This window comes from Pseudomonas sp. Pmew2, assembly GCF_058129885.1.
In genome coordinates, this window is sequence record NZ_CM176702.1 from 3445998 (window position 1) to 3458569 (window position 12572).

Genomic DNA, 12572 nt, shown 5'->3' on the forward strand with positions numbered 1-12572 from the left:
CGCTCGGGAACGATCACCCAGACAACAAAAAGCCCCGTGATCGTTCACGGGGCTTTTTGTTTAGCGCTGCCCGATCAGGCCGGTGCGGAGGTACGGATCAGGTGGTCAAAGGCACTCAGGGAGGCTTTGGCACCCTCGCCCAGGGCGATGATGATCTGCTTGTACGGAGTTACCGTCACGTCACCGGCAGCGAAGATGCCCGGCACCGAGGTTTCACCACGTGCATCGACCACGATCTCACCACGCGGCGACAGCTCGATGGAGCCTTTGAGCCATTCGCTGTTAGGCAGCAGGCCGATCTGCACGAAGGTACCTTCCAGCGGCACGGTGATTTCTTCGCCGGTGGTGCGGTTCTTGTAACGCAGGCCGTTGACCTTCTGCTCATCGCCGGTCACCTCAGTGGTTTGCGCACTGGTGATCACGGTAACGTTGGGCAGGCTGTGCAGTTTGCGCTGCAAGACGGCATCGGCACGCAGTTGCACATCGAATTCCAGCAGCGTCACGTGTGACACGATACCCGCCAGATCGATTGCCGCCTCGACACCCGAGTTACCGCCACCAATCACGGCAACGCGCTTGCCCTTGAACAATGGACCGTCGCAGTGCGGGCAATAAGCCACGCCCTTGTTACGGTACTGCTGTTCGCCCGGTACGTTCATCTCCCTCCAGCGTGCACCGGTGGCAAGAATGACGGTCTTGGCCTTGAGGCTGGCACCGCTGGCGAATTTAACTTCGTGCAGCTCACCGGCCGCGCCCGGAATCAGCTTGTCGGCGCGTTGCAGGTTCATGATGTCGACTTCGTACTGCTTGACGTGCTCTTCCAGCGCAACGGCCAGTTTTGGGCCCTCGGTGTGCTGTACCGAAATGAAGTTTTCGATGGCCATGGTGTCGAGCACCTGACCGCCGAAACGTTCGGCTGCAACGCCGGTACGAATGCCTTTGCGGGCTGCGTAGACCGCAGCCGCCGAACCAGCAGGGCCGCCGCCGACTACCAGCACATCAAAAGCCTGTTTGGCGTTGAGTTTTTCTGCCTGACGCGCACCGGCACCGGTGTCGATCTTGGCGAGAATTTCTTCCAGGCCCATGCGGCCCTGACCGAACAGCTCGCCATTCAGATAGATGCTGGGCACCGACATGATCTTGCGATCAGTCACTTCGTCCTGGAACAGTGCACCGTCGATAGCGACATGCTTGATGCCAGGGTTCAGTACTGCCATCAGGTTCAATGCCTGGACAACGTCCGGGCAGTTCTGGCAGGACTGCGAGAAATAGGTTTCGAAATGGAATTCGCCTTGAAGAGCGCGAACCTGTTCGATGGTTTCCGCACTGACCTTGGGTGGGTAACCGCCAACTTGCAGCAGCGCCAGGACCAGCGAGGTGAATTCGTGGCCCATGGGGATACCGGCGAAACCCAGGCTGATATCGTGGCCAGGGCTGCTCAGCGAGAACGACGGCGTACGTGCGTCGGTGCCGCTGTCATTCAGGGTGACATCTTTGGAGACACTGATCACATCATTGAGCAGTGCAAGCATTTCCTGAGACTTCGCGCCGTCATCAAGGGACGCGACGATCTCGATGGGGCGAGTAACCCGCTCCAGATAGGATTTCAACTGGGCTTTAAGATTGGCGTCCAACATGTGGCGGCTTCCTGTTTACAAAGGGTAGAAATAACAACGCCCAGGCGATTACCGCCCGGGCGTTTTTTGGGGCGATGCGGTTTACTTGCTCAAGAGCTCAACGCCCCCAGCCGATTCATGCGACTCAGATCTTGCCAACCAGGTCCAGGGACGGAGCCAGAGTAGCTTCGCCTTCTTTCCACTTGGCTGGGCAGACTTCGCCCGGGTGAGCAGCAACGTACTGAGCAGCCTTGATCTTGCGCAGCAGCTCGGAAGCGTCACGGCCAACACCACCGTCGTTCAGCTCGACGATTTTGATCTGACCTTCAGGGTTGATCACGAACGTACCGCGATCTGCCAAGCCGGCTTCTTCGATCAGCACGTCGAAGTTGCGCGAGATAGTCAGGGTCGGGTCACCGATCATGGTGTACTGGATCTTGCCGATTGCAGGCGAAGTGTTGTGCCATGCAGCGTGGGCAAAGTGGGTGTCGGTCGAAACGCTGTAGATCTCGACGCCCAGCTTCTTGAACTCTTCGTAGTTGTCAGCCAGGTCTTCCAGCTCGGTCGGGCAAACGAAGGTGAAGTCGGCCGGGTAGAAGAATACGACAGACCACTTGCCTTTGAAGTCGGCGTCCGAAACGTCAACGAAAGCGCCGTTCTTGAACGCGGTAGCCTTGAACGGTTTTACTTGGCTGTTGATGATAGGCATCGGTATATCTCCTGATGGGTTGGATGGGTTGTTAATTCGATGGAGTGAAGCTTACGCATGATCAGTGACAATCGCTCATTGGCAAACCTGATGTCACTGATTGCTTTTCACTATGAAGGCAGCTTATCGATAGAAGAAACCTTCGACCCGCTCCCTGTCTCCAGGTTGCCCGGGAACGGCGCGGCGTCAATGTAGCGCATCGCCGACTTGATGTCCCTCCAGCCTACATAAGACATCAGTGACTTGAGGTCCCAGCCGTTGCTGTGCGCCCAACTGGCGAAGCCGCGGCGTAGCGAGTGACTGGTGTAGTGCTCGGCGGCAATGCCTGCACGCTGGAGAGCCTGACGCAGCAACGGGATAACGCTGTTGGCGTGCAGCCCCTCCTCACCAAGATTACCCCATCGATCCACCGCCCGAAACACCGGACCGCGCACCAGCGCCGCGCAATTGATCCACTCTATATAAGCCTGCACCGGGCACAGCCGCTGCAAGGCAGGCGTCTGATACGTTCTGCCCAGGTTATCGCGATCACCCTTGCTGCGCGGCAGATAAAGGCTGATGCCCGAGCGGGCGATGGCCTTGACGTCCTGCACTTGCAGGCGACACAGCTCGTCGCTGCGAAAGCCGCGCCAGAACCCCAAGAGGATCAGCGCCGAGTCACGACGACAACGCAATAGCCGCGGCTGATCGTGTTGCGCCTCTGCATCACGTATCTCGATCTCCAGCCAGGCAATGACTTTCTCCAGGTCCTGCAACTGCAAAGGCTCGGCCTGCTTCTCTTGTGCCGGATGCAATGCACGAATGCCCTTGATGACCTTACGCACCATGGGCGCCTTGGTGGGATCGGCAAAACCCTGACTGGCATGCCATTGCGCCAGTGCTGACAGGCGCAGTTTCAAAGTGTTGACCGATAGCTTTCCGGCATGGCTGGCCAGGTAACGCGCCACGCTTTCGCTGGTCGCCGGCAGAAACCCGCCCCATGTCACTTCGAAATGCTCGATGGCCGCCCGATAACTGCGGCGTGTGTTGTCACGGGTTGCGGCATCGATATAGCGATCAACGTCATTCATGGTTCAAGCCTGCACGGTGTACCGGAGAAAGCGCCGAAAAATGAACTGACAACGCCTGACACGGGATAATACGCCAATATCCCGGGTTAATTAATTCAAAAAATAGCAAATTATTCCTAATAATATAGTATGTAATTACAGAGTACATACCACAGTACGAAATCGTAGGGGGACACATGGCTCGGGGCGGCGTAAACAAGGCGCTGGTGCAGAAAGCAAGGGTTTCCCTGCTGTCCAGAGGTGAAAACCCCAGCATTGATGCAGTACGTATCGAAATGGGTAATACAGGCTCGAAAACCACGATTCACCGCTACCTCAAAGAGCTGGACGCCACGCATACGCCAGCGCCGGACATCAACGAGGAGTTGAGCGGTCTGGTAGCTCATCTTGCCCAGCGTCTTCAGGAACAGGCTCAGGAACGCATTGATCAGGCCTGCGACACGTATCAGGCTGATCGCGCCACCCTGCAGCAACAATTGGCGACGACTCAACAACAGATCAGCGAACTGCAGGAACATGCGCAGCAACGTAACGAGACTCTGGAACAGCAGGCTGCCGCCCTGCTTCGCACGCAAAATGACCTGCAAACCGCACAGACCGAGCACGCCAGACTGTCTCAGGCCAACCGGGATCTGGAGTCGCGCCTGCACGACAAGGACGGCCAGATCCACTCGCTTGAGGAAAAACATCAGCACGCCCGTGAAGCGCTGGAACACTATCGCGACTCGATCAGAGAGCAGCGCGAGCAGGAACAGCAACGCCACGAAGGTCAGGTTCAGCAACTGCAAATGGAGCTTCGACAGGCACAGCAAGGCATCGCCATGCGCCAGGAAGACATCACACAGCTGAACCGTGACAACGAGAGATTACTGGCTGAAAACCGCAGCACACTGCGTGAGCGGCACGAACGAAAAGACCTGCTGAACCAGGCCACTACTCAGGCTGCCGCCCTGGCAGAACAACAGCATCACGCCCGCACCCAATGCGCTCTGCTGGAAGAACGGTTAGGCAGCCTGCAGGAAGAGAGCTCCACGCTCAAACAAGCCATGACAGAGGTTCGGCAGCAGAACCGGATGCTGGAAATGCTGCTGACCAAGAAGGAAGCAGCACTGGAAAACCTGCAGAACGGCCTCAGCCAGCCCGACAAACCCACGACCAATGGAAAAAAGCCAAAAGACAAGGCATGACAAGCAACGCTCAGACAGCCGTTACTGCGCAAGGCAAGAGCAGGTGGACATGAGTGCCCTGACCTTCATGGCTTTTTATCTGCACATGCCCGCCCGCCTGCTTGATGAAACCGTAGACCATGGACAAACCCAACCCCGTTCCCCGTCCTACGGGCTTGGTGGTGAAAAACGGGTCGAACGCCCGATCGATGACGTCTTGAGCCATTCCACAGCCGTTATCTTCTACGCTGAGCCTTACGTAATCGCCAGGTGCCAGCCCGTCTTTCTGAGCGGCAAGCGTTAACAGCTGGCTGCGCACCCGGAGCGCCCCTCCGACCGCAACAGCGTCACGCGCGTTGATCACCAGATTCAACAAGGCATTTTCCAGTTGATGCTCATCCGTATGCACGCAATTCAACCCCTCCTCCAGCTCGATGTGCAATTGTGCGCGAGCGCCGACCGTACCTCGCAGCAGCTCTTCCATAGACCGGACCATATGATTGATATCCACTGTCGTGACATTCAGCGACTGACGACGAGCAAATGTCAGCAGCCTCCGGGTCAACGCAGCCGCACGATTTGCGGAACTGGTCGCAGCATCCAGATAACGATCAACTTCCTCCACCCGGCCTGCCGCCACACGGAGCCTGATCATGTCCAGAGCACCCATCACGCCGGAAAGCACATTGTTGAAGTCGTGGACGATGCCGCCCGTCAACTGGCCAATTGCGTCCATTTTTTGCGCATGGCGCAAGACCTCTTCAGCCATTGCTCGCTCGACGATCTCGGCCTGCAACAATTCATTGGCAGTTGCCAGCTCGCGAGTGCGCTCGGCAACGCGCAACTCCAGACTTTCATTGAGTTCGCGCAGCGCCTCTTCAGCGCTGACCTGAGCCGTAATATCGGTATGAGTGCCCAGCCAGTGGGTGATGTGGCCCTGCGCGTCGCGCATGGGCAGTGCACGCGACAGAAACCAGTTGAAGGCACCGTCCTTGCCGCGCAGTGGAAAGGTATCTTCCCAGATCGAGCCCGTCGAAAAGCAGTACTGCAAACGCGCCAGCACACGCTCGCGATGCTCGGGATGCAGTAACGAACGCCAGCCCAGAGCCTTCATCGCCTCGAGCGACGTCCCGGTGTATGCGTACCAGCGCTCGTTATACCAATGGGCCTGCCCGCGAGGACTTGCAGTCCAGGCCAGCTGACTCATGTTGTCAGCCAGGGTTCTGAACTGATGCTCGCTTTCCCGCAATGCATCAATGTGCTGCGCGATTTCACAATCCTGCCCGGCCAGATGCAGGCGCATTCCGGCCGATGATTTTTCTCTGTTCACGTCGGGATCCGTCCTTTTCAAGCCTTGTCCCGGAGCTCTTCCTGACCTCCGGGTATTGCGCTGCCTGACGTTAGCGTTTGGCAGGCGTGCGCATGGTTACAAACTCTTCTGCAGCAGTCGGGTGTACGCCGATAGTGTCATCGAACACCTGCTTGGTCGCGCCAGCCTTGATGGCAATTGCCAGACTCTGGACGATTTCGCCCGCATCCGGCCCTACCATATGGCAGCCCAGTACGCGGTCGGTTTTCGCATCCACAACCAGTTTCATCAAGGTGCGTTCCTGATCGTCAGTCAGGGTCAGCTTCATAGGCCGAAAACGGCTTTCGAACACCTGCACATCGTGACCAGCCTTGATCGCGTCCTCTTCAGTCAGCCCGACTGTACCGATGTTCGGCAGACTGAAAACCGCCGTCGGAATGTGATTGTAGTCTACCGGGCGATACTGCTCCGGCTTGAACAGCCGACGTGCGACGGCCATGCCCTCAGCCAGCGCAACCGGAGTCAGTTGCACGCCACCGATGACATCGCCGATGGCCAGAATGGAAGGCTCGCTGCTCTGATAATGCTCATCGACCTTGATATAGCCATGCTCATCGAGCTTGATGTCGACACTGTCCAGCCCGAGGTTGTCGAGCATCGGCCGACGGCCAGTTGCGTAGAACACGCAATCGGTCTCGAGTGTGCCGCCGCCTTTCATGGACAGTAGCAGGCTGCCGTCGGCCTGCTTGTCGATACGCTCGATATCGCTATTGAAGCGAATCGTCATGTGACGCTTGAGCAGTTCCTCATGAAGATGAGTACGGACCCCGCCATCGAAACCGCGCAAAAACAGCTCGCGACGATAGACCAGCGTGGTATCTGCACCCAATCCATTGAAGATCGAGGCAAATTCCACGGCAATGTAACCACCCCCTACGACCACAACTCGCTTTGGCAACGTCTTGAGGTAAAACGCCTCATTGGAGGTAATGGCATGCTCGCGTCCTGGCACATCAGGCACCTGTGGCCAGCCGCCGGTTGCGATCAGAATGCGCTCGGCGCTGTAGGACTGGCCGTTGATCTCGACCCGCTGCGGGCCGACCAGCCTGGCGTGGCCTTCGAGCAGGGTAACGCCGCTGTCGACCAGCAGTTTGCGGTAGATGCCATTGAGGCGATTGATTTCGCGATCCTTGTTGGCGATCAGTGTGGACCAGTCAAAACTGACCTCACCCAGCGACCAGCCGAACCCTTTGGCATGATCGAAATCTTCGGAAAAATGCGCTCCGTAGACCAACAGCTTTTTGGGCACGCAACCCACGTTGACGCAGGTTCCACCCAGATAGCGGCTCTCGGCCACGGCAACCTTGGCACCGAAACCGGCAGCAAAACGTGCCGCCCTGACGCCGCCGGAGCCGGCGCCAATTACAAACAGATCAAAATCAAAGGCCATCGATATCTCCTTGGCAGAGGCACAGCATAACCGCTTGGCGGCCAGTCAGAAATGACAAAGCCACCCGAAGGTGGCCTTGTCCCGAGCGTCATCAATCGAAAATCAATGCGCTTTGCCGGTTTTGTAAAAGTGTTCGAAGCAGAAGTTGGTAGCCTGGATGTAGCCTTCAGCGCCACCGCAGTCAAAGCGCTCGCCCTTGAACTTGTAGGCCAGTACGTTGCCTTCTGCAGCCTGCTTCATCAGGGCGTCGGTGATCTGGATCTCCCCACCCTTGCCTGGCTCAGTCTGTTCGATCTTCTCGAAAATGTCCGGAGTCAGGATGTAGCGGCCGATGATCGCCAGGTTGGAAGGCGCATCTTCAGGCTTCGGTTTTTCAACCATGTTGGTCACGCGAAACAGGCCCGGCTTGATTTCTTCACCGGCGATCACGCCATACTTGTTGGTTTCCTGCGGATCGACTTCCTGAATGGCAATGATCGAGCAGCCATAATGCTTATGCAGTTTGACCATCTGCGCCAGCACGCCATCACCATCAGGATTTACGCACAGGTCATCCGCCAGAACCACGGCGAATGCTTCATTACCAATCAGCGGACGACCGCTGAGAATGGCATGACCCAGACCTTTCATTTCAGTCTGGCGAGTGTAGGAAAAGCTGCACTCGTCGATCAGTTTGCGAATACCAACCAGGTACTTTTCCTTGTCCGTGCCCTTGATCTGATGCTCAAGCTCGTAGCTGATATCAAAGTGATCTTCAAGAGCACGCTTGCCACGACCGGTCACGATGGAAATTTCGGTCAGGCCCGCCGCGAGGGCTTCCTCAACACCGTATTGGATCAGTGGCTTGTTGACCACCGGCAGCATTTCCTTGGGCATGGCCTTGGTCGCTGGCAGGAAGCGAGTGCCGTAACCGGCTGCTGGGAACAAGCATTTCTTGATCATAAAAGTCCTTGGTAAGGGCTGTTGGTGTTAACGGCGCAGTCTAATCAGGAGGCGGTCACCTTACAATGCCCCGCCTTTGGCCGTACGATGCCATGATAGAGGAATCCTCAGGCAGATAGTTCCGCACTTCCTGGATATTGCCTACAGCCAATTGCAGACTGGACCACGCTCAAGTCACCGCCAAAGCCCGGCGTAACAGCCTTGTGCACGCTCTTTCGACGACCGAAGCATTTATGCTCTGCTCCCAGAGAGCTGCAACAGTGGCCAGCAAACGACGAGCTATTTATCGAGCTATCTATGATGAAAAACATGGCGGAACGATGGCACTTGTTACCAGTCCAACGTCCGCATTTGTCAATTCTCTGACCTTATCTTGAAGCGAAAAACATGATCAGAATCCTTTCCCTACTGTCCATTATTGTTGCGCTGGGCCTGACCGGCTGCGCAACCGCCTCCAACACTTACCTGAAAAACGGCAGACAGGGCTTGAGCATCGACTGCTCCGGCGAGGCGATGTCCTGGGCCAGCTGCTACGAAAAAGCGGACGCTTCCTGCGCGGGTACAGGTTATGAAATTGTCGGTACGGACGGCACTCCGCAGCCTGCGGAAAGCGAGAAAACACTGGGTGTGGACGTAGGCAACTACAAGAGCCGCAGCGTGCTTGTAGTGTGCAAATAATCAAGCCTGCCGCCCTGTCCGAAGCGGACAGGGCCGGTTGAACCCGCCAGAGCGATCAGCCTGAAATGCACGCTTCGGCAGCGTTCTGAACATCCCTGAAGCGGATCGGAACGTTGGAAAGTCGTTCATAGACCTTGATCGTACTGCCACCCGAGCGGCTCTCGACATCGACGACCGCCGCAGGCGATTTGCTGAGCTTTTGCGCCACAATTACCCGCAGGCCATCATGACGAGGCTCGATAAGCGGCGGCTTGCGACTGCTGGCGATCTTGCCGACGAAGCAATCGGCATACTCCTTGGGGTTCTTGCCCGACATCACGTTCATGGTGGGGGGTGTATGTTCGATGTCATTTACTGTGGCACAGCCAGTCATTGCCAGAGCCAGGACTACTACAGCCAGTTTCATACAAAGCCTCCAAATAAAGGTGCTACGACAAGCTCGCGCGCAATTAAATCCCTACTGAGGCAATATTTGCCAGAAACACGGCAAATTAGTGTCCACCGACGTCAAATTGCGGGCATCACATGCTATCGTTTTGATTTTTCAGAAAAACCCTCATTCGGAGCCCGTCATGAAATTCGTACACCAGCGTGAGCATCTCAACGAGGACGACCTGGTCGTTATCGAGTGCTCGCAAACCTGCAATATTCGTCTGATGAACGATGCGAATTTTCGCAGCTTCAAAAATGGCGGTCGACACACCTATCATGGCGGTGCATTTGACACGTTTCCGGCCAAGATCGCCGCGCCGAGCACCGGTTTCTGGAACATCACCATCGATACTGCAGGCCGCAAGATAGATACCAATGCAGGCCGCAAACCGCCTTTCACCCACAAGATCAAGATCGTCCGGCGCTCTACCTCACGCCTGGGATGATGCAAGGAGTCACCGTGAACAATCCAGTCCCGCGCACCACTAAATTTGCTGTCAGCTACAAGCTCAACGGCGAACGCCGCTTCGAGTTCGCCCAACTGCAATCGGCCTCAACCGAAGAGGCCGAAGCCGCCTTGAAAAAAATGCACGGCCAGAGCGACGATCAAATCACTGACGTGAAGGTCAGCAAGGCGCTCTGATACCCGCAGGAGCTCGATCCGACCATGCAACGCAAAGGTGAAACTCCCGCCAATCTGGATCTGTTTGCCGACCAGACGACCCAGCCTGCAAGCAATGAGCTGATCGGGCCTGGGTCATGGCTGCTCAGAGGCTTTGCGCTGCCTGTCATGCCACAACTGCTGGACTCTCTTGAGGCGACACTGGCCCTTTCTCCATTCAGGCACATGCAGACCCCCAGTGGCTTGAGCATGTCTGCAGCGCTGAGCAGTTGCGGACAACTGGGCTGGATAACCGACCGTCATGGTTATCGATACACCGCAACCGACCCACAAACAGGCCTGGTATGGCCTGCGATGCCGGACGCCTTCATGCAACTGGCAAAGGATGCTGCGCACGCGGCGGGCTATGCCGACTTTATGCCTGACGCCTGCCTGATCAATCGATACATCCCTGGGGCGAAGATGTCTCTGCATCAGGACAAAAACGAGTACGACCATCGCTGGCCAGTGGTATCAGTGTCACTGGGTATTCCGGCCACCTTCCAGTTCGGCGGCCTGCTGCGCAGCGACAAGACCCAACGCATATCACTGTTTCATGGAGACGTGGTGGTCTGGGGCGGCGAGGACCGGTTGCGCTTTCACGGCATCCTGCCCGTCAAACAGGCCGAGCACCCTCTGCTCGGCGAACAGCGGATCAATCTGACGTTTCGCAAGGCTGGCCGCGACGACTGATCATGCGCCTTCAAGCTCGCTCGATGTGCGAGCCAGTGCGGGGCACACCGCTCGATGCAGATTCAATGCGGTGTTGATAATGCCGATGTGACTGAACGCCTGAGGGAAATTACCCAGCATGCGCCCTTCCTTCGGATCATATTGTTCCGCCAGCAGACCAACGTCATTGCACAGATCACACAGCCTCTCGAACAGCCGTGCAGCGTCATCAGCCCGACCCAGCAGCACGTACGCGTCAGCCAGCCAGAACGAACACACCAGAAACGTCCCTTCGCGGCCGGCGACACCATCAACACTGCGCTCGTTGTCGTAACGCAGCAACAGGCCATCCTGCATCAGCGTGCGCTCTATTTGCGCGACAGTGCCGGTGACACGAGGATCTTCCGGCGCAAGAAAACCGGTCAACACAATTTGCAGCAGACTGGCGTCGACCTCTTTGGAGCCATACGTCTGCACGAAACTGCCAAGATCAGCATCGAAACCGTTGCGACAGACATCAGCGTGGATTTCGTCTGCCACACGCCGGTAGTGGCTCGCCAATGCACGATCCTCATCGTTTTCGGCAGCCTTGGCGATCTGAGTGGCGTTTCGGTCGAAGGCCACCCAGGCCATGACTTTTGAATGGGTAAAGTGACGTGGTTCTGAACGAATCTCCCAGATGCCCGCATCCGGCAGGTGCCAGATCTTTTCCAGATAGGGCATGACCACCTTGGAGATCGCCACGCTGCGCGGATGCTGCGGCATGCCGCCTCTCAGCGCCTGGATTATGGCATCGGCAACCTCGCCATAAACGTCCAGTTGCACCTGAGTCGCTGCGCCGTTGCCGACACGCACCGGCAGCGAGTTCTCGTAGCCACTCAGCCACGGCAGCTCGTACTCCTGCAAACGTCGCTCACCGCCTACGCCGTACATGATCTGTATCTGTTCCGGGTTGCCGGCAACCGAGCGCAGCAGCCAGTCTCGCCAGGCGGTCGCCTCCTCGAAATAGCCCAGATTCATGAACGCCAGCAATGTCATGGTGGCATCGCGCAGCCAGCAATAGCGGTAGTCCCAATTGCGCTCGCCACCCAACTGCTCGGGCAATGAAGTGGTCACGGCGGCAACAATGCCACCGGTAGGAGCGTAGGTCATGGCTTTGAGAGTGATCAGCGAGCGCTTTACCTGAGCCGTCCACGGCCCGACGTCAGGGCAGCGATCAGAAAACTCACGCCAGTAGGCAGCGGTGCTCTCCAGTGCCTGGTCGGCATCGATCTGCTCGAGCAAGGGTGCAAAGGATGCCTGATAGGCCAGCGTGAAGACCTTGCGCTCGCCCTCATCGACATGAAAGCGGCTGGCGGTGTGATGATCCTGCGGGTGCAAGGCCACAGGGCTACGCAGCACCAGCATTTCCGGCCCGGCCACGGCAGTCAGCGTATGCTCATCCTTGCGCTCGACCCAAGGCACACTGCTGCCGTAATCGAAGCGAATGGCGAGGTCCACGCCGAACTCGACACGCCCGGACAGCCCGACCACGATGCGCACCACATGACCAGTCGTCTTCATGGGCATGAAATCGATCAGCATGGCGCGACCGTCACGGGTTTCGAAAACAGTTTCAAGAATCAGGGTGCCGTCGCGATAACGGCGCTCGACAGCAATAACCTCGGCAGTCGGCGCAATCTTCCAGCGGCCATGCTCATCGCTACCCAATAGAGCGGCGAAACAGGCCGTAGAGTCGAAGCGTGGGAAACACAACCAGTCCAGCGAACCATCACGGGCGACGAGCGCCGCTGTCTGACAGTTGCCCAGCAATGCATAGTCTTCGATCAGTGCAGCCATTCAGAAATGCCCGTCGTGATGATGATTC

Annotated in this window: 13 protein-coding genes; 5 read left to right on the forward strand and 8 right to left on the reverse strand. The window is 57.2% G+C overall.

The features are described 5' to 3' along the window. Positions 1–74: 74 nt before the first annotated feature. The 3 genes from ahpF to AC4ANK_RS15670 all read right to left on the reverse strand — a co-directional run bounded on the left by ahpF (position 75) and on the right by AC4ANK_RS15670 (position 3395). Positions 75–1637 (reverse strand): alkyl hydroperoxide reductase subunit F, encoded by a 1563-nt coding sequence (gene ahpF / locus AC4ANK_RS15660; protein WP_460385032.1) that lies wholly within the window; start codon positions 1635–1637, stop codon positions 75–77. 124 nt (positions 1638–1761) lie between these two features. Beyond that, positions 1762–2325 carry an alkyl hydroperoxide reductase subunit C gene (gene ahpC, locus AC4ANK_RS15665; protein ID WP_002553298.1) on the reverse strand — a complete coding sequence of 188 codons (564 nt, stop codon included), beginning with the start codon at positions 2323–2325 and terminating at the stop codon, positions 1762–1764. A gap of 110 nt (positions 2326–2435) precedes the next feature. Then, the gene (locus AC4ANK_RS15670) at positions 2436–3395 is read right to left on the reverse strand and encodes a site-specific integrase (protein ID WP_002553297.1); all 960 of its coding nucleotides are present in this window, start codon (positions 3393–3395) and stop codon (positions 2436–2438) included. Between the two features lie 176 nt (positions 3396–3571). Between AC4ANK_RS15670 and AC4ANK_RS15675 the strand changes: the two genes are divergently transcribed. Then, positions 3572–4582, forward strand: a complete 1011-nt coding sequence (locus AC4ANK_RS15675; RefSeq protein ID WP_460385030.1) for a DNA-binding protein — start codon at positions 3572–3574, stop codon at positions 4580–4582. 10 nt (positions 4583–4592) lie between these two features. Here the strand turns inward: AC4ANK_RS15675 and AC4ANK_RS15680 are convergent, their stop codons facing one another. The 3 genes from AC4ANK_RS15680 to galU all read right to left on the reverse strand — a co-directional run bounded on the left by AC4ANK_RS15680 (position 4593) and on the right by galU (position 8262). Next, positions 4593–5864 (reverse strand): hybrid sensor histidine kinase/response regulator, encoded by a 1272-nt coding sequence (locus tag AC4ANK_RS15680; protein WP_044344911.1) that lies wholly within the window; start codon positions 5862–5864, stop codon positions 4593–4595. Between the two features lie 97 nt (positions 5865–5961). Continuing rightward, positions 5962–7320, reverse strand: coding sequence for a glutathione-disulfide reductase (gene gorA / locus AC4ANK_RS15685; protein WP_031594733.1), 1359 nt, complete (start codon positions 7318–7320; stop codon positions 5962–5964). 102 nt (positions 7321–7422) lie between these two features. Then, on the reverse strand, positions 7423–8262 hold the full coding sequence (gene galU / locus AC4ANK_RS15690; protein WP_002553293.1) for a UTP--glucose-1-phosphate uridylyltransferase GalU: 840 nt from the start codon (positions 8260–8262) through the stop codon (positions 7423–7425). Between the two features lie 396 nt (positions 8263–8658). On the opposite strand from galU, the gene AC4ANK_RS15695 reads away from it, so the two are divergent. Beyond that, on the forward strand, positions 8659–8940 hold the full coding sequence (locus tag AC4ANK_RS15695; protein WP_029240846.1) for a hypothetical protein: 282 nt from the start codon (positions 8659–8661) through the stop codon (positions 8938–8940). Positions 8941–8995: 55 nt separating this feature from the next. Here AC4ANK_RS15695 and AC4ANK_RS15700 read toward each other — a convergent pair whose 3' ends face one another. Then, positions 8996–9346 (reverse strand): hypothetical protein, encoded by a 351-nt coding sequence (locus AC4ANK_RS15700; protein WP_002553291.1) that lies wholly within the window; start codon positions 9344–9346, stop codon positions 8996–8998. Positions 9347–9512: 166 nt separating this feature from the next. On the opposite strand from AC4ANK_RS15700, the gene AC4ANK_RS15705 reads away from it, so the two are divergent. The 3 genes from AC4ANK_RS15705 to alkB are packed head-to-tail and all read left to right on the forward strand — an operon-like array spanning position 9513 to position 10726. Further along, on the forward strand, positions 9513–9818 hold the full coding sequence (locus tag AC4ANK_RS15705) for a DUF1883 domain-containing protein (RefSeq protein WP_002553290.1): 306 nt from the start codon (positions 9513–9515) through the stop codon (positions 9816–9818). 14 nt (positions 9819–9832) lie between these two features. Beyond that, on the forward strand, positions 9833–10015 hold the full coding sequence (locus tag AC4ANK_RS15710; RefSeq protein ID WP_002553289.1) for a hypothetical protein: 183 nt from the start codon (positions 9833–9835) through the stop codon (positions 10013–10015). A 24-nt stretch (positions 10016–10039) separates the two neighbouring features. After that, positions 10040–10726 carry a DNA oxidative demethylase AlkB gene (gene alkB, locus AC4ANK_RS15715; protein ID WP_002553288.1) on the forward strand — a complete coding sequence of 229 codons (687 nt, stop codon included), beginning with the start codon at positions 10040–10042 and terminating at the stop codon, positions 10724–10726. Here alkB and AC4ANK_RS15720 read toward each other — a convergent pair whose 3' ends face one another. Then, positions 10727–12544 (reverse strand): glycoside hydrolase family 15 protein, encoded by a 1818-nt coding sequence (locus tag AC4ANK_RS15720; RefSeq protein ID WP_002553287.1) that lies wholly within the window; start codon positions 12542–12544, stop codon positions 10727–10729. Positions 12545–12572: the final 28 nt, after the last annotated feature.

Coding starts and splice junctions, on each gene's coding strand:
- ahpF (WP_460385032.1), bottom strand. CDS start 1,637: ATGTTGGACGCCAATCTTAAAGCCCAGTTGAAATCCTATCTGGAGCGG.
- ahpC (WP_002553298.1), bottom strand. CDS start 2,325: ATGCCTATCATCAACAGCCAAGTAAAACCGTTCAAGGCTACCGCGTTC.
- AC4ANK_RS15670 (WP_002553297.1), bottom strand. CDS start 3,395: ATGAATGACGTTGATCGCTATATCGATGCCGCAACCCGTGACAACACA.
- AC4ANK_RS15675 (WP_460385030.1), top strand. CDS start 3,572: ATGGCTCGGGGCGGCGTAAACAAGGCGCTGGTGCAGAAAGCAAGGGTT.
- AC4ANK_RS15680 (WP_044344911.1), bottom strand. CDS start 5,864: ATGCGCCTGCATCTGGCCGGGCAGGATTGTGAAATCGCGCAGCACATT.
- gorA (WP_031594733.1), bottom strand. CDS start 7,320: ATGGCCTTTGATTTTGATCTGTTTGTAATTGGCGCCGGCTCCGGCGGC.
- galU (WP_002553293.1), bottom strand. CDS start 8,262: ATGATCAAGAAATGCTTGTTCCCAGCAGCCGGTTACGGCACTCGCTTC.
- AC4ANK_RS15700 (WP_002553291.1), bottom strand. CDS start 9,346: ATGAAACTGGCTGTAGTAGTCCTGGCTCTGGCAATGACTGGCTGTGCC.
- AC4ANK_RS15705 (WP_002553290.1), top strand. CDS start 9,513: ATGAAATTCGTACACCAGCGTGAGCATCTCAACGAGGACGACCTGGTC.
- alkB (WP_002553288.1), top strand. CDS start 10,040: ATGCAACGCAAAGGTGAAACTCCCGCCAATCTGGATCTGTTTGCCGAC.
- AC4ANK_RS15720 (WP_002553287.1), bottom strand. CDS start 12,544: ATGGCTGCACTGATCGAAGACTATGCATTGCTGGGCAACTGTCAGACA.